21 protein-coding genes and 1 tRNA gene are annotated in these 22,330 nt (G+C 68.5%); 9 read left to right on the top strand and 13 right to left on the bottom strand.

Features of this window, described 5'->3' with window-relative positions:
- Positions 1–41: 41 nt before the first annotated feature.
- Entirely contained in the window at positions 42–893 is an 852-nt protein-coding gene (locus AC1D1G_RS01835; RefSeq protein ID WP_317569570.1) for an SGNH/GDSL hydrolase family protein, read from the top strand.
- On the opposite strand, the gene AC1D1G_RS01830 is transcribed toward AC1D1G_RS01835, so the two are convergent.
- On the bottom strand, positions 865–3,048 hold the full coding sequence (locus AC1D1G_RS01830) for a glycosyltransferase family protein (RefSeq protein ID WP_477950858.1): 2,184 nt from the start codon (positions 3,046–3,048) through the stop codon (positions 865–867). The genes AC1D1G_RS01835 and AC1D1G_RS01830 overlap by 29 nt on opposite strands.
- Before the next feature lie 82 nt (positions 3,049–3,130).
- On the opposite strand from AC1D1G_RS01830, the gene AC1D1G_RS01825 reads away from it, so the two are divergent.
- The 3 genes from AC1D1G_RS01825 to AC1D1G_RS01815 all read left to right on the top strand — a co-directional run bounded on the left by AC1D1G_RS01825 (position 3,131) and on the right by AC1D1G_RS01815 (position 7,425).
- Entirely contained in the window at positions 3,131–3,934 is an 804-nt protein-coding gene (locus AC1D1G_RS01825) for a glycosyltransferase (protein ID WP_317569569.1), read from the top strand.
- Between the two features lie 81 nt (positions 3,935–4,015).
- On the top strand, positions 4,016–5,905 hold the full coding sequence (locus AC1D1G_RS01820; protein WP_477950747.1) for a glycosyltransferase: 1,890 nt from the start codon (positions 4,016–4,018) through the stop codon (positions 5,903–5,905).
- The gene (locus AC1D1G_RS01815; protein ID WP_477950745.1) at positions 5,902–7,425 is read left to right on the top strand and encodes a glycosyltransferase family 39 protein; all 1,524 of its coding nucleotides are present in this window, start codon (positions 5,902–5,904) and stop codon (positions 7,423–7,425) included. Before AC1D1G_RS01820 ends, AC1D1G_RS01815 begins: the two co-directional genes overlap by 4 nt.
- On the opposite strand, the gene AC1D1G_RS01810 is transcribed toward AC1D1G_RS01815, so the two are convergent.
- From AC1D1G_RS01810 to AC1D1G_RS01785, 6 genes are all read right to left on the bottom strand, one after another.
- Positions 7,397–8,272 (bottom strand): class I SAM-dependent methyltransferase, encoded by an 876-nt coding sequence (locus AC1D1G_RS01810; RefSeq protein WP_105413996.1) that lies wholly within the window; start codon positions 8,270–8,272, stop codon positions 7,397–7,399. The genes AC1D1G_RS01815 and AC1D1G_RS01810 overlap by 29 nt on opposite strands.
- 65 nt (positions 8,273–8,337) lie before the next feature.
- Complete coding sequence (gene rsgA, locus AC1D1G_RS01805) at positions 8,338–9,420, bottom strand: ribosome small subunit-dependent GTPase A (RefSeq protein ID WP_477950742.1); 1,083 nt, start codon at positions 9,418–9,420, stop codon at positions 8,338–8,340.
- A 157-nt stretch (positions 9,421–9,577) separates the two neighbouring features.
- Entirely contained in the window at positions 9,578–10,489 is a 912-nt protein-coding gene (gene glfT1, locus AC1D1G_RS01800; protein WP_007298361.1) for a galactofuranosyltransferase GlfT1, read from the bottom strand.
- Entirely contained in the window at positions 10,486–11,382 is an 897-nt protein-coding gene (gene wzt, locus AC1D1G_RS01795; protein ID WP_005571489.1) for a galactan export ABC transporter ATP-binding subunit Wzt/RfbE, read from the bottom strand. Before wzt ends, glfT1 begins: the two co-directional genes overlap by 4 nt.
- A gap of 12 nt (positions 11,383–11,394) precedes the next feature.
- On the bottom strand, positions 11,395–12,267 hold the full coding sequence (gene wzm, locus AC1D1G_RS01790; RefSeq protein ID WP_280781845.1) for a galactan export ABC transporter permease subunit Wzm/RfbD: 873 nt from the start codon (positions 12,265–12,267) through the stop codon (positions 11,395–11,397).
- Between the two features lie 48 nt (positions 12,268–12,315).
- Positions 12,316–12,900, bottom strand: coding sequence for a bacterial proteasome activator family protein (locus tag AC1D1G_RS01785; protein ID WP_105413993.1), 585 nt, complete (start codon positions 12,898–12,900; stop codon positions 12,316–12,318).
- Between the two features lie 133 nt (positions 12,901–13,033).
- On the opposite strand from AC1D1G_RS01785, the gene AC1D1G_RS01780 reads away from it, so the two are divergent.
- Complete coding sequence (locus tag AC1D1G_RS01780) at positions 13,034–14,236, top strand: cysteine desulfurase-like protein (RefSeq protein WP_105413992.1); 1,203 nt, start codon at positions 13,034–13,036, stop codon at positions 14,234–14,236.
- A gap of 100 nt (positions 14,237–14,336) precedes the next feature.
- Here the strand turns inward: AC1D1G_RS01780 and AC1D1G_RS01775 are convergent, their stop codons facing one another.
- Complete coding sequence (locus tag AC1D1G_RS01775) at positions 14,337–15,332, bottom strand: NAD(P)H-quinone oxidoreductase (RefSeq protein WP_283332670.1); 996 nt, start codon at positions 15,330–15,332, stop codon at positions 14,337–14,339.
- A gap of 122 nt (positions 15,333–15,454) precedes the next feature.
- Here AC1D1G_RS01775 and AC1D1G_RS01770 point away from each other — a divergent pair, with 122 nt between their 5' ends.
- Together AC1D1G_RS01770 and AC1D1G_RS01765 are read left to right on the top strand one after the other, a co-directional pair.
- On the top strand, positions 15,455–15,937 hold the full coding sequence (locus AC1D1G_RS01770; protein ID WP_005248780.1) for a MarR family winged helix-turn-helix transcriptional regulator: 483 nt from the start codon (positions 15,455–15,457) through the stop codon (positions 15,935–15,937).
- Positions 15,938–15,979: 42 nt separating this feature from the next.
- A tRNA-Ser gene (locus tag AC1D1G_RS01765) sits at positions 15,980–16,067 on the top strand.
- A 53-nt stretch (positions 16,068–16,120) separates the two neighbouring features.
- Here the strand turns inward: AC1D1G_RS01765 and AC1D1G_RS01760 are convergent.
- The 4 genes from AC1D1G_RS01760 to AC1D1G_RS01745 are packed head-to-tail and all read right to left on the bottom strand — an operon-like array spanning position 16,121 to position 18,553.
- Entirely contained in the window at positions 16,121–16,483 is a 363-nt protein-coding gene (locus AC1D1G_RS01760) for a TfoX/Sxy family protein (RefSeq protein WP_349307518.1), read from the bottom strand.
- Between the two features lie 3 nt (positions 16,484–16,486).
- The gene (locus AC1D1G_RS01755; RefSeq protein WP_280781841.1) at positions 16,487–17,278 is read right to left on the bottom strand and encodes a VOC family protein; all 792 of its coding nucleotides are present in this window, start codon (positions 17,276–17,278) and stop codon (positions 16,487–16,489) included.
- Positions 17,279–17,303: 25 nt separating this feature from the next.
- Positions 17,304–18,287 carry a TIGR03086 family metal-binding protein gene (locus AC1D1G_RS01750; RefSeq protein WP_283353576.1) on the bottom strand — a complete coding sequence of 328 codons (984 nt, stop codon included), beginning with the start codon at positions 18,285–18,287 and terminating at the stop codon, positions 17,304–17,306.
- Entirely contained in the window at positions 18,287–18,553 is a 267-nt protein-coding gene (locus AC1D1G_RS01745) for an ArsR/SmtB family transcription factor (protein ID WP_009477195.1), read from the bottom strand. Before AC1D1G_RS01745 ends, AC1D1G_RS01750 begins: the two co-directional genes overlap by 1 nt.
- A 142-nt stretch (positions 18,554–18,695) precedes the next feature.
- Here AC1D1G_RS01745 and AC1D1G_RS01740 point away from each other — a divergent pair, with 142 nt between their 5' ends.
- The gene (locus tag AC1D1G_RS01740) at positions 18,696–19,328 is read left to right on the top strand and encodes a maleylpyruvate isomerase family mycothiol-dependent enzyme (RefSeq protein WP_283353574.1); all 633 of its coding nucleotides are present in this window, start codon (positions 18,696–18,698) and stop codon (positions 19,326–19,328) included.
- Between the two features lie 250 nt (positions 19,329–19,578).
- On the top strand, positions 19,579–20,580 hold the full coding sequence (locus tag AC1D1G_RS01735; RefSeq protein WP_105413986.1) for an alpha/beta hydrolase: 1,002 nt from the start codon (positions 19,579–19,581) through the stop codon (positions 20,578–20,580).
- 9 nt (positions 20,581–20,589) lie between these two features.
- Here the strand turns inward: AC1D1G_RS01735 and AC1D1G_RS01730 are convergent, their stop codons facing one another.
- Positions 20,590–22,290, bottom strand: a complete 1,701-nt coding sequence (locus AC1D1G_RS01730; RefSeq protein WP_283353573.1) for a bifunctional metallophosphatase/5'-nucleotidase — start codon at positions 22,288–22,290, stop codon at positions 20,590–20,592.
- Positions 22,291–22,330 lie beyond the last annotated feature (40 nt).

Genomic DNA, 22,330 nt, shown 5'->3' with positions numbered 1-22,330 from the left:
GAGCGCTCCCTCCGAGGCGCAGGACGTGATGGGGAGGCCCCGTGCGACGCTGGATTCTCGGTGTTCCCGTAGCGGTCCTGATTCCGTTCCTCGCCGGCTGTTCCACGACTGTGGCACCGCCCGTGGCGCAGCCGCAGCCACAATCGCCGCCCGCAGGTGCGACCCTCGTGGGCCTGGGGGATTCCATCCCGGCCGGTGACGGATGCCCCGGCTGCACGCCGTTCGTGGAACTGTTCGGCGATCAGCTGTCCGGCGACGACGCGCTGCCGGTGCAGGTCGCCAACCTGGGCGTCGGGGGCTGGACGAGCACCGACCTGCTCGACTCCCTCGAACCCGGCGAATACGACGCCGACGCCGTCCGTGACGCCGACCTCGTCACCGTCACGATCGGCGCCAACGACTTCTACGCCGAACTCGACGACTACCTGGACGGCGACTGCGGTGGCGATGACGGTCTCGGCTGCTTCGAACCCGTTCTCCCGCAGCTGCAGACCACGCTGACGTCCGTGCTCGACCGCATCGCCGAACTGCGGGCCGGGCAGCCGACCGCGGTGCTTGTCACCGGGTACTGGGACGTCTTCCCCGACGGCGACGTGGCCCGCGAGTTGTACGGCCCGCAGTTCCTCCGGGACAGCGCCGTGCTGACGTTGCGCGCCAACGACGTCATCTCGGAGGTCGCGGGTGCCGAGGGCGCCACCTACGTCGACCTGTTCAGCACGTTCAAGGGGACGTGGGGCGACGGCGACCCCACCGGACTGCTCGCCGACGACGGCGACCACCCGAACCAGATCGGACACCAGCTGATCGCCGACGCGTTGTCGTCCGCGGCGGTCGCGGGATCCGGTTCCACCGAGGCGTCGGCGTTCACGTCGTCCGAGTGGTCTCCGCGCTGAGCCTGCGCCTGCGCACCACCGCATCGACGACGGACAGGATCAGCACCACGACCGTCGCGGCGCCGAACGCCGCCACGGACAGGTTCTGCCGCGGCGGCCGGAACGTGACGACCAGTTCGTGGTCACCCGGCGGAACCGGCACCTCGAGCAGACCGTGCCACCCCGCGGTCGCGTCCACCGGTTCGCCGTCGACGGTGGCCGAGTAGCCGGGCCACGCGAGGCGCGCGAACCAGACGGTGCCGCCGCTGCCTGCCACCCGCACGGTCTCCGTCGCCGCGCTCGTGTCGGACGAGAGCACCCGGACGCCGTCGGACGCGAACGCCACGCGTCCGGGCAGGGGCAGCGGCCGGTCACGCTGCAACACCGTCCGGGAGTCGCTGCGTTCGGTGACGTGCCAGCCGGGTGGGGGCGGTGCCGTCGTGACCTCGGGCACGAGCCCGTGCTCCACGACGAGCGTCGACACCCTCAGATAGTCGATCAGCGGGATCGGGATGTCCGCGTTCACCGGCTGCCACAGCGCCGCGTACACCCCGGGGCAGACGGCGCCGCGGTAGTCCATGCACAGGGCTTCCTGGAACTCGGTGAACCCGATGCCGGTGTAGGCGTTGATGCTGCCCTCGACGGACGAGGCCATGATCTCGTTGCCGAACAGGATCCGGCCGGCGGTGACGTCCTCGTGGGACGTGTCGTCCAGGTCGGCGAGTTGCAGCACGGTGCCCTGGTAGCGGTCCGTCTGCTCGGACAGCACCGACGTGCTCGCCGGGTCGACGCGGCTGCCGCGCTCGACGTCGTGGGTGAGGGACCAGACCTGCGCGGCGGCCACCACCACGGTGCCCAGGACCAGGGCGGCGACGAGAGCATTCGGGCCCCGCGTGCGCCAGCCGGTGTACGCGAGCACGCACAGCGCCGCGACGAGCAGCGCGAACAGGGTGTGCCGCAGCGTCAGGGCGGGTGAGGACGAGAACGCCAGGTAGAAGCCCAGCGCGATCAGCACCGCCGACGCCGTCGCCCGGTGACGCACCCAGTCGCGAACGATGCCCAGCGACAGCGCGAGCGCCAGGCCGATCACCACGCACAGGTACAGGTATTCGACGAGCCGGATCGGCCACCGGAACATCCCGACGTTCGACGGTCCGAACGTGAAGAGGAAGTAGACGACCGCGATCACGAGCAGGCTGATCAGTGGTCGCCCGTGCGCGCGACGGAACTCCGCGGACGCGAACAGCGCGCGGATCCGGCCCCACGGCAGCCACGGCAGCAGCGGCAGCACGAACCACGCGAGGTACAGCGACGGGATCACCTCGACCGGCCCGCCGAACGTCATGATGACGGGGAGATACGACGGGCTGCTCAGTCCCGCGAGGCCACCGATCTGCGGCTGCAGGAACGTGTCGTTGAAGATGCCTGTGCTGCCTGCGCGGGTGGTGACGTCGACGCTGAGGAACAGCGGCAGGTACGTCACCAGCGCGGCGGTGCCCGCGCACGCGCCGGTGATCACCAGCACGAGCAACCGGAAGAACTGCCGCTGCGCGAGGAGGCCGATCCCGATGCCGAGGAGAACGACGACGGCGCCCAGCGCGGCGTACGGGTTGCCCATGCTCACCGTCAGTGCGCCGATCACGAAGGTGACCAGCGGGTTCGTGCGACCGTGGGAGAGGCGGAGCGCCGACCACCAGAACAGCGTCACCCACGCGACGGCCATCATCCCGGACGGCCAGCCCGCCGCCTCGTAGAACAGGGTGAAACCGCTGAACGGAATGGTCAGTCCGGCGAGGATCGCGGGACCGCGGCGGGCGCCGTATTCGCGGCACAGCAGATACGTCGAGAGGGCGAACAGCGCGAGGAACTCGGCCATGATCACGAACGCCGCGACGGACAGGTTCTCGAATTTCGCGGCCAGGATGTAGTTGGCCAGGTTGACCGGGTTGTAGAGGCCGTACGCGGCCTCGCCCGCGTAATTTCCGCCGATCCAGGCGTCGGGATTGACGGTGAGCCACCGCCCGGCGAGGAGTTCCGTGCCGATCCGGTGCCACGACGGCACGAACGATTCCAGCATGTCGCCGCCGTAGTAGAAGCGGTCGTACACGATCCGGGGAATCGTTGCGATTGCCGCGGCAGCCACCGCGACCGCCAGTGCCACCATCCACTCGGGCATGCGGTGTATCGATCGGGTGAACGTCGAGGACACGAATGCGGAGGGTGCCACGGACTCCGAGCCTACGAGTTAGGCTGCGCCCGTGCGCCTTTTCGGTTGTTCCCACGACCAGAAAGGCGCACGTGCGCCGAAGGCGCTGTCGGTCGTCGTCCCCGCCTACAATTCCGCCGCCGTCATCGAGCAGACCGTCCACCGGCTGGCCGAACGACTGGCCGGTCACGACGTCGAGATCATCGTGGTGGAGAACGGCTCCACCGACGACACCGTGGACATCTGCGGCCGCCTGACCGCCGACTGGGCACCCGGACCCGTGTCGCTGACCGTCCTGCGGAGCGAGAAGGGCATGGGCAACGCGTTGCGGACGGGAGCGGAGGCGAGTCGCGGCGCGCACGTGCTGCTGACCGCCGACGACCTGCCGTTCGGGTTCGACGACCTCGACGGCGCCGAGACGCTCGCCGCCGGCCACGACGGCCGGCTGCCCGAAGTCGTGATCGGTTCCAAGGCCCACCCCGACTCGCAGGTGCGACGCGGCGCGCTCCGGGGAACCCTGACGTGGGGTTTCGCGGCGCTGCGCCGCGTGGTTCTCGGGATGCGCACGGGCGACCCCCAGGGCACCGTCCTGATGGACGGCGACCTCATGCGCAGACTGGTTCCCGACCTCGTCGAGCCCGGGTTCCTGTTCACCACCGAACTCGTCTACCTCGCGGAGCGGGCGGGCATCGTGCCGGTCGAGGTCCCGGTGCGTCTGAGCGCCGATCACGACAGCCACGAAACCCGCATATCCAGGGCCGATGTGCTCGCGATGGGGGTGGGGCTGTTCCGGCTGCGGGCCCGTCACCGGGACGGAGGGCGCCTCGCATGGTCGGGGAGCGCGTCGCGGGGTTGATACCCTGCGAACCGAGAAGAGGATCGTGCCGTCGCCGTGGCGCGGTCCAGCCCACCTCTCGCGGGGAACAGTAGGAGCACTATGAACGAGTCTGCGTCGGTAGCACCTGTGGACGGGAGCACGGCCGCGGTACGGAGTGCTCTCACCGAGCATCGCGCACCCGACCGCCTCGTGGTGGCGCGAGGTCTCTTCACGGGACCGACCACCCGGGTCAAGGACGACCTGTACGCCAGGATCGTCAAGGGCCGCGCCCACCGCGAGCGCCACGTCGTGAACCTCGAGAAGGGTGCGACGGTCGACACCGACACCTACTTCGGCCGGTTCGCGGCCAGCTACTACCAGCGCTGGACCACGGTCACCGACGTGACCGTCGGGTTCCACCACGAGGCCGACGGACGCGCCGTGGTGGCGCTGCGCGGCTCCGATTCGGGCGGAAACTCGCGCATCCTCGCGACGACGCAGATCGACGGCTCGGGCACGGCGACGCTGTCGGCGAAGCTGGACGCGTACCTCGACGGCGGCTCCCTGTGGGTGGAGTTCACCGCCGTCGACGGCCCCCTCGCGGTGAGCGAACTGGAGTGGACCGTCGCCGCGCCGTCGGTGATCCGGCCCGCCGCGATCGCGATCTGCACGTTCAACCGCGCCGACGACTGCGCCGAGACCGTCGCCGCCATCGCGAACGACTCGACGATGGCGTCCGGCATCGACGCCGTGTACGTGGTCGACCAGGGCAGCGACCACGTCTCGGACCGGGAGAAGTTCACCGAGGTCGCCGAGATCCTGGGCGACAAGCTCGTCTACCTGCGGCAGCCGAATCTCGGCGGGGCCGGCGGATTCACCCGCGGCATGTACGAGGTGTCGGGCATCAACGAGCACGCCAACCTGATCCTGATGGACGACGACATCCTGTGCGAGCCGGAGTCGATCCTGCGGATGAACGCATTCGCCAACGTCACCACGGAGCCGACGCTCGTCGGCGCGCAGATGCTGTACCTGATGAACCCGGAGCACCTGCACGTCAGCGCCGAGGAAGCGGACCTGTCGAAGCTGAAGGCGGGCCGCTGGGCGGCCGGGTCGCGGCACGACATCAACCTGATCAAGAAGAAGCAGCACAAGCGCGTCGACGCCGGCTACAACGCGTGGTGGTCGTGTCTGATCCCCGCCGAGGTGGTCGCGCAGGTCGGGCTCCCGCTGCCGATGTTCTTCCAGTGGGACGACATCGAGTACGGCATCCGCGCCCGCGCCGCCGGATTCGTCACGGTCACCCTGCCCAACGCCGGTGTGTGGCACGCGGACTTCCACTGGAAGGACCGCGATGACTGGGCCAAGTACTTCAGCATCCGCAACTCGCTGATCGCGGCCGCGCTGCACAGTGACTTCGACGCCAAGTCGCTGAGCAAGAGGATGACGCGGGAGATCACCCAGTACCTCGTGTCGATGCAGTATGGGTTGGCGTACACCATGATTCGCGGTATCGAGGACTTCCTCGAGGGCCCGAAGGTGCTCGAGGACGGCGGTCAGGCCGTGCTGGCGTCGATCCGTGAGGAGCGCAAGCGGTTCCCCGAAACCGTCAAGCACCCCGCGTCGAACATTCCCGGTGTCCGCAACTCCGACCTCGTCACCCGGTACGCCGGTTTCGAGCCGGACAAGAGCAAGATCGACCTCGTCCTCGCCAAGCGGGCCGCGTACCAGTGGCTCGGCCGCACCCAGCACGGTGTCGCGAGTATCCCTGTGGCCGAGGCACACTGGTGGCACGTGTCGTTGTTCGACACCGCGGTCATCACCGACGCCTCCCAGTCCGGGGTGCGGGTGCGCCGCCGCGACAAGGAGACGGCCCGGGAGCTCACGGCCCGGACGGCGAAGCTGATGAAGCGGTTCCGCGAGGATGCGGCGTCGACGCAGCGCCAGTACCGGGATGCGTTGCCGCAGCTCACCAGCCGGGAGAACTGGGCTCGCCTCTACGGTCAGTGACGTCGGCCGGACCGTTGCAGGCCCGCGATGTGCGGGGGCTGCTCCGGGATTCGTTCCTCGTCTTCGCTGTCGGTGTGGTGCTCGGCGCGGCGTGGAGTTGGCGTCCGTCGTTCTGGTACGACGAGGTCGCGACGCTGTACTCGAGTCAGCGGTCCCGCCCCGACCTGTCGAATCTGCTCGGCCACATCGATGCCGTGCACGGGCTGTACTACGTCGGGATGCGCTACTGGTTCGCGACGTTCGGTGCCTCCGAGTTCTCGGCCCGGTTCCCGAGCGCCCTGGCCGCGGGCGCGGCGGGCGCAGGGGTGGTGGTGCTCGGTGCGCTGATCTCGACCAGGCGGGTGGCGGTGCCGTCCGGGATCCTGTTCGTGATCCTGCCCAGCGTCACGTGGGCGGCCGCGGAGGCTCGCGGCTACGCGGCCACGGCGGCGGCCGCGGTCTGGCTGACCGTGATTCTCCTTGCGGCACTGAGGCTCCGGCGGTGGTGGCTGTGGGCGCTGTACGCCGCCGGCCTGGCGGTGTCGATCGTGTTGTTCGTCTACCTGATCACCCTCGTTCCCGCGCACCTGCTGACGATCCTGCTGCTGCGCGAGGCCCGGCGGTCCTGGCTCGGATGGACGTCCGCCACGGCAGCGGGGGCGCTGGTCGCGGCGCCGTTCGTGGTGCTGGTGCGCCGCGAATCCGTCCAGGTGGCGTGGATCCCGCCGCTCGACGGGCACCTGCCGCGGGCCGTCGCCGAGTACCAGTGGTTCGTTGGCGCACCGTGGTTCGCGGTGCTGTTCGCCGTCCTGGTGGTGGCCGGGTCGGTGGCGCTGGTGCGCGGTCGCCGTCTGCCCCCGGTGCTGTCCGTCGCGCTGCCGTGGATCGCGGTGCCGATGGCGACGCTGCTCGCGTATTCGCTTCTGCGCAGCCCGGTGTATCTCCCGCGGTACTTCACATTCACGACGCCCGCGGTGGCCCTTGTCGGCGGACTCTGCCTGGCCGCCCTGACCCGGAAGTGGTGGCAGTCCGCCGCGGTGATCGCGGTGTTCGCGGTGGCCGCATCGCCGAGTTACCTCGACCAGCGCGAGCAGTGGGCGAAACCCAGCGGCATGGACTTCAGCACCGTCAACGGTTTCGCCGGGGAACACCTCCGCCCCGGCGACTGCGTGCTGTTCGACAAGCCGGCCTGGAATCCCACGTCGCTGCGGCTCGTGAAGAACGTGCGGCCGGAGGCATTCGACGGCACCCGCGACATCGGGCTCGGGACCACGGCCGCGAGCCGGGGGTCGCTGTGGGACGACGAACTCGCCGTCCCGGACCTCGCGGGCCCGATCGACTCCTGCTCCGTGGTCTGGTTCTTCACCGACTACGACCGCGACACCGAGCGCGTCATCCGGCACACGTCCAACGAGGTGTGGACGCTGCCGCCGTACCACTTCGAGGAGACCGAGGCGTTCGCCGTGCTCGCGCGGTCCGGGCTGCGGATCGACGAACGCGCGACGTTCAACGTCACGCAGGCGGTGAAGCTGGTGCGGTGATCCGCACGACCACCTGCTCGTGGTTCGCGGTGTAACTCAGGTACTCGAAGCGGACGCCGGTGCGGTCGACGAACTCCGTCCACGCCCGGTACTCGTGCTCCTGCCAGCCCGGGAAGTTGAAGAACTCGTCGAACACGATCACCGTGCCCGCGACCAGCCGCCGTTCGAGCCGGTCGAGCACCGACTTCGTGGACGAGTACAGGTCGGCGTCGAGATGCACGAACGACACCGGTCCAGGGTGCTTCTCGAGGAAGCCCGCCAGCGTGTCCTCGAACAGTCCGGGCACCAGCTGCGCGCCCCGCACGTGCGGCAGTTTCTGCTGCGCGAACTCCCCGGCGGGAAATCCGGTGCGCCAGGTCTGCGGCAGACCGGAGAACACGTCGAACCCGAACACCTCGTGCTCGGCGTCCTTCAACTGTTCGACGATGATCCGGAGCGTGGTGCCCGACGCCACCCCGAACTCGAGGGCCAGTCCCTCGACCTCCACCTGCGACAGTCCGTAGCGCAGGGTGTCCTGCGGATTCCAGAACACGGGCGCCTTCGGCATGTGCTCGAGCACGAACGCCGCGGCCTCGTTCGTGGCCCGCACGTCCAGCGCCTGCGTGATGTCGCGGCGGGCCTGCTGCTCGAGTTCGCCGAGCCGCTGCTGGACGTCGGAGATCTCCATGCGGGCATCGGACAGCTCGGACAGCACCCGCGCGAGTTCCTGGTTGGTCGCGCTCAGCTCGGCCAGGGTCTGGTCGTGCTGGTTCTCGGTGAGCTCGCGGGACCGCCGATCCGATTCGGCCACCACCTCGGACATGGCACGTTGAAGCTTGAGACGGGCCTTTCTCCGAAGATCGAACATATACCCATGTTGCCAGTCCGCATCCCGGCTCACCGCTCGAACCGGGATGCGGGTCGGCGCCCGTGTCAGTGACCGCGACTGCGGTACATCTGGCGCTGCCTGCGGGCGATGCTCTTCCACTCGCGTTCACGCTCGGCTCGGAGCCTCGCGTCGGTGCGTGACGCGATCCACCCGTTCTCCCGAATCAGCTTGCGGTAGCTGGCAAGCCTGCGCTCGGGCAGTGCGCCGCGCTCCAATGCGTCGAGCACCGCGCAGCCGGGTTCGGCCGTGTGGGAGCAGTCCGCGAACCGGCACTGCGCCGCGAACTCCTCGATCTCGGGAAACGTCTTGTCGATGCCGTCGGCGGTGTCCCACATGCCGACACCCCGCAGTCCCGGCGTGTCGATCAGGGCACCCCCGGAGGKCAGCGGCAGGAGTTCGCGGTGCGCCGTCGTGTGACGTCCCTTGTGGTCGCCCTCGCGGACACGACCGGTGGCGAGCACGTCCTCGCCGAGCAACGCGTTCGCGAGCGTCGACTTGCCCGCGCCGGACGGTCCGATGAGCGCGACCGTTCCGTCGATGACGGCGGTGAGGACGTCGATGCCGTCGCCGGTGTCGGCGCTCACCGCGAGCACCGTCGCACCCGGTGCCACTGCCGCCACCTCCGCGGTCGCGAGGGAAACATCCTGCACGGTATCGGATTTGGTGAGCGCGACCACCGGTTGGGCGCCGCTCTCCCACGCCAGGGCGAGCAGGCGTTCGATGCGTCCGAGATCGAGGGCGGTGTCGAGTGCGGCGGCGATCACCACCGTGTCGACGTTGGCCGCGAGGAGCTGGCCCTCCGACCGGCCGGACGCGGACGACCGGACGATCGCGCTGCGCCGGGGGAGCAGGTCGGCGACGGCAATCTCGTCACCGTGAGGGTGGAGCGTCACCCAGTCGCCGGTGCAGAGCGGGTGCTCGCCCGCGAGCGCGCGGACGACGCCCGCGGGCGTCGCGACGTCGCAGCGACCGCGGTCCACGCGGATCACCCGACCGGGCTCGCGACCGTCGGCCGGGTAGTTGTCGAAGGTGTCGGAAAGTGTGTCGTTCCAGCCGTAGGGCAGGAGTTGTCCAGGGTCGAACATGGTGGGTGTGATCCTCGGGTCGATGAGCGCCGACCGGACCACTGCGCGGGTTCGGTCAGGCGAGGGGGAAGGGGGAGTGGACGCACACGGCGTCGACCGACGAGACAGTCATCGGACACTCACTCCTTCGCAACACATCGAGATTCTCAGACCGGAACCCCACGATGCTCCCACCCGGCGGAACCCGGGCGCAACCGAATTACGGGCGCTCGAACCGCTCCTGACGGCCCAGCTTCCGCAACCGCATCCACTCCCGCAGACCCTGCGGATCACGCCGCGTGACGAGGAAGTACCACCCGAACCGCACCCATTCCTGCGGCAGCAGCTTCCGCATGCCCGGCTGGGACAGCAGATAGCCGCGGTTGCGGTAGGTGAAGAACCGCTTCGTCTCGTTGTCCGGGTACTGCGTGTGCATCCGGCCGCCGAGGATCGGCTTGAACTCCTCCGCGCCGTTCGGGTGCACGTACGCCGTCTGCAGGCAGGTGCCGAACGGCAGCCCCGACCGCACCAGCCGGCGATGCACCTCCACCTCGTCGCCGCGGACGAACAGACGCAGGTCGGGAACGCCGACCGTGTCGATCGCCGACGCGCGGAACAGGGCGCCGTTGAACAGCGACGCGATGCCCGGCAGCAGGTCGGCGGAGTCGTCGCCGTCGGCGAACAGTTCGGAACGCAGCCGTCGCCACTCCACCCCGCGGCGCAGCGGGAACGCGAGACGGTCGGGGTCGTCGATGTCGCAGACCACGGGGGAGACCTCGGCCAGCCCGTGCCGTTGCGCGCAGTCGAGCAGCGTCTCCAGGACCTTCGGCCCCTCGGGCCGTCCGTCGTCGTCGGCGAGCCACACCCAGTCGGCGCCGAGCGAGAGGGCGTACAGGATGCCGAGCGCGAAGCCGCCCGCCCCGCCCAGGTTGTGCTGCGAACCGAGGTAGCTGACGGGGATCCCGGACGATTCGACGAGCTCACGCACGTCGTCCTCGGCGGCGTTGTCCACGACCACCAGATGGTCCAGCGGACGCGTCTGCGAGCCGAGGACCTTCAGCGACTCCGCCAGCAGTTCGCGGCGCTTGTGGGTGACGACGACACCGACGATCCGCTCGGCAGCAGCGCTCACGCGGACTCCGCCTCGGCTTCCGCGGCCGTACGAACGGGTCGCTCGTTCGATCTGTCGCTACGGGCGTCCCGTTCGGCCGAAGCGGTGAGCCCGGACTTCTCCCGGTCCATCTCGTAGATGACGTGGCGGACGTGGTCGGCGGCGTCGTCGCCCTCGTACGCGCGGACGACGTCCTCGATGCCGCCCTGCTGCCGGATCTGACCGTGGTCGATCCACATCGCCCTGTCGCAGAGCTGGGCGAGGAATTCGTTGGAGTGGCTGGCGAACACCAGGATGCCGGAGCGCTCCACCAGCGCCTGCAGACGCACGCGTGCCTTCTTCATGAACTCCGCGTCGACGGCGCCGATGCCCTCGTCGAGCAGCAGGATCTCCGGGTCGATGCTGGTGACCACACCCATCGCGACGCGCACGCGCATACCGGTGGAATACGTGCGCAGCGGCATCGACAGGTACTCGCCCAGCTCGGTGAACTCGGCGATCTCGTCCATCTTCGCGAGCATCTGCTTGCGGGTCTGCCCGAGGAACAGTCCGCGGATGATGATGTTCTCGTAGCCGGAGATCTCGGGGTCCATGCCCACACCGAGGTCGAAGACCGGGGCCACCCGGCCGCGGATGCTCGCGCTGCCGCGGGTGGGTTCGTAGATGCCGGACAGCAGCCTCAACAGCGTCGACTTGCCGGCGCCGTTGTGGCCGACCAGGCCGATCCGGTCGCCTTCCTTCAGCGACAGGTTGATGTCGCGCAGGGCCTCGACCACCACGACGTCCGAGTTGTTGCGCCCGATCGACCCGCCGGCCTTGCCGAGGAACGCCTTCTTCAGCGACCGGGACTTGGCGTCGAAGATCGGGAAGTCGACGCAGGCGTCCCGCGTCTCGATACTCACATGCTCTGTCATTGCTTCAGACCCCTAAACCCAGTAGGGCACACGGGCCCGGTACTTGCGAAGCGCGAGGATGGCGGCGGCCCACCCGACGACGGTGATGGCCAGCACGATGTACCAGTGGTACGCCTGCTGGTCCTGACCGATCATCGGCGCGCGCACGATGTCGAGGTAGTGGAACAGCGGGTTCAGCTCGGCGAGCTTGACGCGCTCGGCAGCCTGCCCGCCCTGGGCTTCGAGGCTCTGCGTCGTCCACATGATCGGTGTCAGCACGAACAGCAGCAGCGTCATGCTGCCGAGGATCGGCGCGATGTCCCGGTACCGGGTGGAGAAGATGCCGAACATGATCGACACCCACGCCGCGTTGACGACGATCAGCGCGATCGCCGGGATCGCGGCCAGCGACATCCAGGTCAGGTGCCGCCACACGCCGAACGCGAACAACATGACCACGTAGATCACCAGGTTGTGGGCGAACAGCAGCAGCTGCCGCCACACCAGCCGGTAGACGTGGACGCTCAGCGCCGACGGCAACTGTTTGATCAGCCCCTCGTTGGCGATGAACACCTCGGATCCTTCGAGGATGCTCGCGCTGATCAGGTTCCAGACGATCAGACCCACGGTGACGTACGGCAGGAACTCGTCCAGCGGGATGTCCAGCAGGGCGGAGTACAGGATGCCCATCGCCGCGGCCTGCACGCCGGTCGCGATCGTGATCCAGAACGGGCCGATCACCGACCGGCGGTAGCGCTGCTTGATGTCCTGCCAGCCGAGGCTCAGCCACAGCTCGCGCTGAGCGAAGCCGTCCCTGAGGTCCTTGAACGCGCGACGGAAGGTCTGCGAGTCGGACGCCGGGAGCGGGCCGCCTGCGGCCTCGGTTTCGATAGCGGATGCTGACACGGGCACCGAGCCTACCGGGAGTCGAGTTCCATGCTGTTTCGCCCGTTGCTACAGGTACTGGCCGGTACCGCTCGACTGCGACCCCGGATCGTGATTGTGCGCCCCGTGCGGGTTGCCCATGCTGATGCCCGGAGGCAGTGCTCCCTGACGCATCTGTTCGAGCTGGGAGCGGGCCGCCATCTGCTGGGCGAACAGGGCCGTCTGGATGCCGTGGAACAGTCCTTCGAGCCACCCCACCAGCTGCGCCTGCGCGATGCGGAGTTCGGCGTCGGTGGGGGTGGTGTCGTCGGTGAAGGGCAGGGTGAGACGTTCGAGCTCGTCGCGCAGCTCGGGGGCGAGGCCCTGCTCGAGCTCGTGGATCGACGACTTGTGGATCTCCTTCAACCGGTTGCGGCTGGCGTCGTCGAGCGGTGCGGCGCGCACTTCCTCGAGGAGCTGTTTGATCATCGTGCCGATGCGCATGACCTTGGCCGGCTGCTCCACCATGTCGGCCACCGACTCCGTGCCGTTGCCGTTCGCGTCCGCGGCGGATTCGGAGCCCTCGGGCTTGGTCGCGGCCTCGGCGACGGGGATGGCCATGGGCTGACCGTCGGGGCCGATCACGACGACGTGTTCATTCTCCGAGTTCGTCATGCCTCCATCTTGGCTGTTCCCGCTCGGCAGTGCGAAGGTGCGTCCGATTTGGGCCCATTCCACCTTTGTTGCACTCCACAACAATCGATGGCTGGCTTCGACCGTATTGACTTGGGGTCTTAGAGTGTCGGGCATGGCTTACGACGTTGCCCGCGTTCGGGGACTCATCCCCTCACTCGGCGACGGTTGGATCCATCTCGATCCGCAGGCCGGCATGCAGATTCCGGACGCGGTGTCGCGCACTGTCTCCACGGCCTTCCGGGCGTCTGCCTCTTCGTCGACCGGGCGACATGTGTCCAGTCGGCGCAGTGCGGCGGTACTCGACGCGGCCCGAGCAGCCGTCGCCGACCTGGTCGGAGGTGATCCCGCCGGGGTCGTACTCGGACCCGACCGATCCGTTCTTCTCGCCTGGCTGGCGGAGTCGCTGAGCACGCGACTCGGCCTCGGAACCGGGCTGGTGCTCTCCCGCCTCGACGAGGAAGCGAACGTCGCGCCCTGGCTCCGAGTCGCCAGCCGCTACGGCGCCCAGGTGCGGTGGGCGGAGGTCGAGATCGAGACGTGCGAACTCCCCAGTTGGCAGTTCCAGGACCTCATCACCACCACGACGCGTCTCGTCGCACTCACCGCCGCATCCCCGATCGTCGGATCGGCGCCCGACGTCCGCGTCGCCTCGGACCGCGTCCACGAAGTCGGGGGACTGATGGTCGTCGACGCGATCGGCGCCGCACCGTACGCGCACGTCGACATCAACGAACTCGGAGCGGACGTCGTCGCCGTCGGCGCCACCTCCTGGGGCGGGCCGCAGGTCGGGGCGCTCGTCTTCCGCGACCCCACCCTCCTCGACCGCATCCCCGCCGTGTCGCTCAACCCGTATGCGCGGGGTGTCGAACGTCTCGAGGTCGGGGTGCACCAGTTCGCGCTCCTCGCCGGCCTCACCACGTCGATCGACTTCCTCGCGAACCTCGACGAATCGGCCACCGGTTCCCGGCGTCAGAAACTCGAGACGTCCATCAGCTCGCTGCAGAATTACCAGGACACCCTGTTCGACCACCTCATGTCGTCGCTGAAGCGGCTGCCGCAGGTCATGGTCATCGGGCGCTCGCCCAGCCGGGTCCCGACGCTCAGCTTCACCGTCGCCGGAGTCTCGGCCGACAAGGTCGCGTCGCACCTCGCCGACAAGCGCATCGCCACCGTCAGCGGCGTCCACGGCGGCTCCCGGCTGCTCGACGCACTCGGCGTCAACGACGAGGGCGGCGCCGTCACCATCGGTCTCGCGCCGTACACCACCCGCTACGAGATCGACCAGCTCGTGAACGAGCTCGCCACCCTGGGCTGACCCCGCCGCCCGCTTTGCCCGCTGCCCGGTGCGCCCAATGTGACATTCGTTCCGGTCGAGTGGACGAATGTCACATCGGGCGACGGAAGCAGGCAGACCGTCAGTTCCGCGGGATCGTCAGGATCACCTTGCCGACGGTGTCCGCCGAGTCCAGCAGTTCATGCCCGCGCGGAGCCTCGGTGATGGGCAGTTCCGCCGAGACGATGGGCTGGACCGCGCCCTCTGCGATCAGCGGCCACAGCCGCTTGCGGACGTCGGCGACGATCTCGGCCTTGCCCTCGTGTCCCGACTCGGCCCGCCCCCGCAGTCCGGCCGCCGTCACGTGGCCGCGCTTGGACAGCAACTTGCCGAGGTCCAGTTCGCCCTTGCGGCCGCCCTGCATGCCGATGACGACCAGCCGGCCGTCGGCGGCAAGCACGTCGACGTTGCGGTCGAGGTACGAGCCACCCATGTTGTCGAGGATCACATCGGCGCCGTGACCGTCGGTCGCCTTGCGGACCTCGTCGACGAAATCGGCTTCGCGGTAGTTGACGAGGATGTCGGCGCCGAGTTCGCGGCAGCGCGCCAGCTTCTCCTCGGAGCCGGCGGTGACGGCCACGCGCGCCCCCAGTGCGACGCCCACCTGGATGGCGTGGGTGCCGATGCCGCCGCCACCGCCGTGTACCAGCAGCACGTCGCCGCGGGACAGTCCGGCGCCCATCACGACGTTCGACCACACCGTGCACGCGACCTCCGGCAGCGACGCGGCGACGAGCAGGTCCACCCCTTCGGGCAGCGGGAGCAGCTGCGACGCGGGGACGGCCACCTTCTCCGCGTATCCGCCGCCGGCCAGCAGCGCACACACCTGGTCGCCGACGGACCACCCCGACACTCCCTCGCCGAGTTCGGCGATCGTGCCGGAACATTCGAGCCCGAGGATGTCGCTGGCTCCGGGCGGCGGGGGATAGAACCCCTGACGCTGCAACAGGTCGGCGCGGTTGACGGCCGTCGCGGCCACGTCGAGGAGGACGTGGCCGGGTGGAAGTTCCGGGTCGGGCTGCTCCGCCCACTTCATGACTTCGGGGCCGCCCGGTTGATCGATCGTGATCGCATACATGGGGACGACGCTAGCGAAATGCGTCGGCGCCCGGTGGATGTGACCGATCACAGCGGTCCCTCGGCGTTCCCGGGGACCGCACGCTACTGGAAAGTAATGTCGCACTACTAGACTGTGAACCTGTGACAGCAGAAACCTCCGACGCCGAAGCCGCGACCAATTGGTTGACCCCGGCCGAGATGCGCGCCTGGCGCGGGTACATGGACGGCAATCAGCGGCTGATGGACGTCCTCAACCGGGATCTGCAGGAGAAACACGATCTGTCGCTGGCGGATTACCGCATTCTGGTGCTGCTGTCCGAGTCGCCGGACGGTTCGCTGCGCATGAGCGATCTCGCGGACGGCGTCCTGTCCTCCCGCAGCCGACTCACCCACCAGATCCGGCGGATGGAAGCGCAGGGCATGGTCACCCGCGACACGTGCCTCGAAGATGGCCGCGGAGTGCTCGCCGTCATCACCGACGAAGGTCGCGCCCGGCTGGCCGAGGCGGCCCCCACCCATGTGGCCGGGGTGCGCAGCAACCTCGTCGATCTGCTCACCAAGTCTCAGCTGAAGGTTCTCGCCGAGGTGTTCGAACGCGTCGACAAGGCCATCGGCGACCGCTGACCGGTTGCCCGCCGACGCCTCCCTACCGATAAGATCGCCCACGGAAGCGTGGCAGAGCGGCCGAATGCACTCGCCTTGAAAGCGAGCGTCGTGAAAGCGACCGGGGGTTCAAATCCCTCCGCTTCCGCCAACGACCGGCAGCCCTGATCTGGTTTCTTCCAGGTCAGGGCTGTTGTCGTATCTCTACCTCTTCCGGGGTTTCGGCTGCTTCGGCGGCAGTGCGCCGATCTCGGCGATCGCGCGTTCCACCCACGGTGCGGCGCGGTTCGGGGTGTCGCGCCACCGGTCCGGCAGGGCCAGGTACTCGCGTAGCGGCTTTTCTCCCGGACCGAACGGGCCGACGCCGTCGGACGACGCCAGCTCGTCCCTCGCCTGCTCGGTCAGGAATCGCACCCCGACTTTCGGTCCGAGGAGTCCGGCGAACATGTTGCCGTTGACGAACGCGCCCAGGTTGCCGAACATCGGCTTCACCTCGATGCCGGGGGTGTCGGGGATCAGCGACCGGAAGAACTGTTTGTCCTCCTCGGAGGGTCTGGGCATCTTCACGGTCTACTGATCCTGACGTTCCTCGGGCGTCATGATGCTGAAGATCGCGCCCTGCGGGTCGGTGACCGCGGCCATGCGACCGACGGTGGGGATGTCCATCGCTTCTTCGACGATCGTGCCGCCGAGTTCGACGGCCTTCGCGGCGCTGGCGTCGACGTCCTCGACGGCGAAGTACACCCGCCAGTGGTTCGGGGTGCCGGGCTTCATCGGCTCACCGCATCCACCGACCTGGTCGTCGCCCACCTCCAGCAGCGTGTAGGTGTACTCCGGTCCCATCGGCATCTTCGACGACGTGATCCCGAAGACGCTGTTGTAGAACGCGAGCGCCGTGTCGACGTCGTCGGTGTTCAGTTCGTTCCACAGGCAGGCGCCCGGGTCGCCGACGAGGGTGGCGCCGATGTGCTTGTTCGCCTGCCACAATCCGACGGCCGCCCCGGTGGGGTCGGTGACGAAGGACATGCGGCCCGCTTCCCCCACGTCGAACGCGGGCATCAGGACCTGGCCGCCTGCGCCGGGGACCTTCGCGACCGTCGCGTCGACGTCGTCGACGGCGATGTAGGTGTTCCAATTCGCCGGCGCCCCGGCTGCGGCCGCATCGGGTTGTAGTGGCGCGATGGCGGCGACGTTCTCGCCGCGCACGGTGGCCATCGAGTAGACGGGGCCTTCGGGCATCGGCCGGTCGTCGTATTCCCAGCCGAGCAGTTCCGCATAGAACTTCTTGGCGGCGTCCTGATCGCTGGTTTGCAGGTCTACCCAGTCCGGTGTTCCCTGGGCGTATTCCGACTTGATGGGCATGACTGGACCCTTTCCGTGTGAGGTGTCAGGCCGCCGGGACGGGGCGGCGACCGGTGTAGGCGATGAGCCGGGTGACCGCGTCGCTGGTGTGCGGGGCGGGTACGGGGTCATCGAACCCGACGGCCTTCCTGCCTTCGGGCGTGATGATCTTGTGGGTCAGCGACAGCACGTATTCGGCGAGAGGCTCGGATACGGCCACGTCGCCGCCGATTGCTGCGGCGAAATCCCAGGCGTGGACGAGGAATTCGATCGAGAGGATTCCCGCGGCGACGGTGGCGGGAGGGTGGTTCGTCCCGATCGTCACCGTGCCGTCCAGCCCGCGAGTGCGCCACGCCTCCAGCGCGGGTTGCGCGAGGTCGGCGATTCTGGCCTCGACAGGTTTGCCGGGGTCGTCGTCGAACGTCGCGCCCGCCGCGCCTCCGAGGGCCGTGATCGAACCGACGAGATGGTCGGCGAGCTGCGAGACGGTGAACTCGGTGCACGCCGTCTGCTTGGACATGTCGTCGGCCGTGACGTCGCGCAGAACGCGTTGGACGACGGCCAGTGTCGCCTCGGCACTGGACAGTTCGTCGAGTGGATCGGGCGCGGCCGCCCAGTCGTCGGGTCCGGCGTCGCTCTTCTGCGCGGCGGCGACGAGACGGTCGAGGTAATGGTTCCAGCCCTCCGCGTGGCGGACGGCCTGTTCGTCGGTGAGTCCGTCGTGCACGAGTCGCACCTCGGTCCCGCCGGCGGTGGGGGTGAGTGTCACCGTCACGGTGGACGCTCCCGGTGGGAGTTCGTCGTCACCTTCCCAGCCCCACGTGTACACCACCCGCTTGCCGGGCACGACCTCGCGGAACGTGCCCGCGGCCGAATGTCCGGGAACGACGGTCCACCGGTACTCGCCACCTGCCTGCAGGTCGACGCGGGCCGCGACGGTCTGCCATCGCCGCAAGCGTTCCGGTCGGGTGACGAGGTCGAACGTGGCGTCCGGGTCCAGCGGGACGACGACGGTCTTGTCGAATGGCATCAGCTGTCTCCTTTGGAAGCTGCTTCCTCGGTGGCGTCCGCGACGAGGCGGTCGAGTTCGTCGATCCAGAAGGAGTCGAACAACGCGCGCAGTTGCGCGAGTCCCTGTGGGTCGAGCCGGTAGTACCTGAAGCGTCCGTCCTTGCGCGCAGTAACCAGCCCGGCCTCGGTGAGCACCCGGAGATGTTGCGATATCGCCGACCGGCTCGCGGGGAAGTGTGCGGCGAGGTTGTTGACGGTCTGTTCACCTGACGTCAGCAGTTGCATGAGGCGTCTCCGGGTGGGCTCAGCTGCGACTTCCAACTGATCGAGCACGACCAATACGTTAGTCGTGACTAACACGTTGTGCAATGGGTCTCGCCGCAGCGGTCGTGAGGTGGGAGAATTCATGGCGACGAGGGAGTGAGAAATGACAACGTCAAGCCCCTGGCCCACGATTCACGACGAACGCCGCGCCCTGGTGGACGACCTCGAACCGCTGACCGATATCCAGTGGTCGACGCCGTCGCTCTGCGAACGGTGGACCGTGCGGGACGTGTTCGCGCACATCACGGCGACGGAGAAGATGACGCCGCCGAAGTTCGTCGGAAAACTCGTCGGGTCGGGATTCCGGATCAACACCATGTTCGAGAAGGACATCGCACACGAAGAGGAAGGAACACCGGCGGAGTCGCTCGACGAGTTCCGGGCGCACATGAGTGACTCCACGCGCCCGCCCGGCCCGATCGACGCCATGCTGGGCGAGATCATCGTCCACGCCGAGGACATCCGCAGACCGCTCGGGATCGCACACGAGTACCCGATGGACGCGGTCGTCCGCGTCGCCGACTTCTACAAGAACTCGAACCTGCTGATCGGGTCGAAGTCCCGGGTCGCGGGACTGACGCTGCGGGCAACCGACACCGACTGGTCCACCGGATCGGGGCCCGAGGTCTCCGGGCCGATGCTGGCGCTCGTGCTGGCGATGACGGGTCGCCGCGCCGCGCTCGACGAACTCGGCGGCGACGGTCTCGACCAGCTGAAGTCCGCCCTGCCCAAGTAACGGCAAGTCATCCACACGCACCCCTTCTGAGTAGCCGCACCCGTCAGGGCCCCGGAAGGGGTTCGGCTGCGTGAAACGGGTGCGTCTGCCGAGGCGGATGAGCCCGGACGACCGGCCGCGGACCGTGATGACTACAACCCGATCACGCTGGAGCACACAGCTGTCACAAAACCTCTAAGCTCTTGTTGACCGGACGCAGTTTGTACTGTGCAATCGGGGTCCACACAGTCCGGGGAAGAGGGATTTCTTTATGCGTCGCGAAGCATTGGCTGCCGTCGGTCTGGCAGTGTCACTGACCCTCATGGGGCCGGCGTTCACTGCAGTGGCCGATCCGGCGCCTGCTCCGGTCGCGCCTCCGTTGAATGGCGTCGCGAGCGTCGACAAGATCGTGCCGCTCACCGACACCCGTAGTGCCGTCTTCATCAATTCCCCCGCCATGGGCCGCGTCGTGCAGGTGCAGGTGCTGCACCCCGCCGGTGGCGGATCCAGGCCGTCGCTGTACCTGCTCGACGGGGTCAGCGCAGGCGCCGAGTCGGACTTCCGGGAAAGCACCTGGACGCAGAAGACGGACGTGGTCCAGTTCTTCGCCGACAAGAAGGTCAACGTGGTGCTCCCGGTCGGCGGCACCGCCAGCTACTACACCGACTGGCAGCAGCCCGACCCCACGCTGGGGGTCAACAAGTGGGAGACATTCCTGGCCAACGAACTCCCGCCGATCATCGACAAGAACTTCAGCGGCAACGGCGTCAATGCCGTCGCGGGTGTGTCGATGGGCGCGATGGGAGCCGCCAACCTCGTCACCCGGCACCCGCAGCTCTACCGCGGGCTCGCCGCCTACAGCGGATGCCTCGACAACACCCAGCCCAGCTCGCGGGACTCGGTGCGGGGCACGGTGGCGTTCAAGGGCGGCAACCCGGCCAACATGTGGGGTCCCGACACCGATCCGGCCTGGACCGCGCACGACCCCTCGGTGAACGCCGAAGCCCTGCGCGGCAAGCAGATCTACATCTCGACGGGCAACGGGCTCCCCGGACCGTACGAGATCAGCGGAGACATCGCGTCCACGATCGCGGTGGGCGGCCCCCTCGAGGCGGCGGCGAACCTCTGCACGCAGACGTTCCAGCAGCGCCTGACCCACCTCGCGATCCCCGCGACGTTCATCTACCGCCACTTCGGCACGCATTCGTGGCCGTACTGGCAGGACGAACTGCGCACGTCGTGGCCCGTCCTGAAGAGCGCGCTCGGCGTCTGACCGGCGTCTCTAGCCGACCACGGTGATCCGGTCGGTGTTCGGTGTCGTCACCGGTGAATTCGTCCCCAGATACGCCGTGAACGCGTCGAGGTCGCAGCCCGCGTGCACGGCCTCGGCGCGGGTGCGGAAAGCGTCGAAACCGTCACCGCCGTCGGCGAGGAACTTGTTGACGGCCACCCGGTAGGTGCCCTCGGGGACGACGGCGTCGCCGTTCACCCGGATGTCCGAGATGCGTTCGCCGACAGTCGCCGAACGATTCATGGTGTACGCCAGCGAACTCGACGGGGCGAGGATCCGCTCCGTGATCGTGCCGTCTCCGCGCGGCTGGAACTGCTGCTCCAGGGCAGTTTTCAGGGTCGTGCCGGTGACTGCCAGGACCTCGAGGGTATTGCCGAAGGGCTGGGCGGCGTAGGCCTGCCCGTAGGTGACAGCGCCGTCCGGGCCGCGCAGCAGATCCTCGCGGAGTCCACCCGGGTTGGTGAGTGCCACCTGGGCGCCGTGCCCGGACCCCGCCGCGAGCTGGGCGTCGGCGACGACGTTACCGAGGGTGGACTCGCCGCTGCCGGTCTCGTCGCGGGTGAGGTCGCCCGACAACGACGCCACGCGCGCCGCACCGATCTCGGAGGCCTGGGCGGCGGCACCGTCGGCGAGCGCCTGGATGTCGGGGTCCGACGGGATGTCGTGGGTGACCACCTGATTGAACGCCGACGCGCGGTCGCGCAGGACGTCGCGGGTGGTGCGGTCGACCGACACGTCGACCACCGACACGATGCGCCCGTGCGACGCGCCCTGCATCATGACGCGCGGGTTCCCCATCGGGTCGGGAAACGAGCAGTTGTACTGCTGGTGGTTGTCGGCGGTGAAGATGACGTCGACCTTCGGGGACGCCCGCAGTGCGAGGTCGCGAGCGGGGCCGGATGTCACCTCGCACGAATTGGGACCGTTGTCGGCGATGGGTTCGGCTCCCTTGTGCATCAGCAGCACGATGGCCCGCACACCGAAGAAGTCGAGGAGATCCGCGGTCCGGTCGACGGCCGCGAGTTCGTCCGTGAAACGCAGCCCTCCCACCCCCTCCGGGGTCACCATCGTCGCGGTGTCGGCGGGCATGGTCGCGATGACCCCGACCGGGATTCCCTCGACGTAGTCGACGGTGAACGGCAGGGTCGCGGGCGCGCCGTCGTCGAACTCCATGTTCGCTGCGAGGAGCGGAAAGTTCGCGCCCTCGAACGTGTTTCCGAAGCGGCAGCCGTCGGTGGGGTGGCAGCCTCCGGTCTGCATACGCCGGAACTCCGTGTATCCCTCGTCGAGTTCGTGATTGCCGATCGCGGACGCGTCGACGCCCATCCTGTTGAGCAGCTGCACGGTCGGTTCGTCGTGGAACATCGCGGATTCGAGCGCCGACGATCCCCAGCTGTCGCCCACCGAATACAGCAGTGAATGCGTCGCCTGGCCGCGCAGCTGATCGACGTACGCGGCCAGGTAGGCGGCACCGCCGGCCGGGACCAGCGAGCCGTCGGCGTGCTTCACCTGACTGCGGATGCCGGGCGGCGGTTCGAGGCTGCCGTGGAGGTCGTTGAAGGCGAGGAGCCGGACGGAGACCGCGGTGTCCTGCGCCTGCGCCACGGACAGCCCCGCCGTCACCGAGATCGCCAGCGCCATCGCCAGTCCGGCAGCCGGCACGGCAGTGCGGAGCGCGGCGCGGCGACGCATGTGGGGGCTCCCTTCGGCAAAACCTCACTGAGTCTGCCAA

The sequence above is a fragment of the Rhodococcus sp. P3_B8 genome, assembly GCF_056402775.1.
Note: the sequence above shows the minus strand (reverse complement) of the source record. Positions and strands in the feature narration are given on the sequence as shown.